Here is a 256-nt window from a genome sequence, read left to right as displayed (position 1 = left end):
GACAGCCGCCATACTCACAATGGTCATCAGCCTCTCTTTTCTGCCGCAGCACAAAGCCGAAGCCCAATCCAAATTATACGACGCAGCAAAGCTCAGAAAGGTTGATCAAATGATTGAAAAAGACATCGCAGCAGGATTCCCCGGAGCCGTCCTCATCGTCGTAAAGGACGGACGGGTGATCAAAAAGAAAGCATACGGCTACAGCAAAAAATATGACGGGAACACCCTTTTATCCCGTCCGAAAAAAATGAAAACA

The 256-nt window shown here is 47.3% G+C and carries 1 pseudogene; it reads left to right on the top strand.

Annotation, left to right across the window (positions count from 1 at the left end):
- Nucleotides 1-19 precede the first annotated feature (19 nt).
- Nucleotides 20-256: pseudogene (locus SB658_RS25620) on the top strand (penicillin binding protein PBP4B); the annotation flags it as partial.

This window comes from Bacillus sp. SIMBA_008 (genome assembly GCF_046535495.1).
GTDB lineage: Bacteria > Bacillota > Bacilli > Bacillales > Bacillaceae > Bacillus > Bacillus subtilis.
The sequence above is the reverse complement of the archived record's forward strand: the minus strand, read 5'-3'. Positions and strand labels throughout refer to the sequence as shown.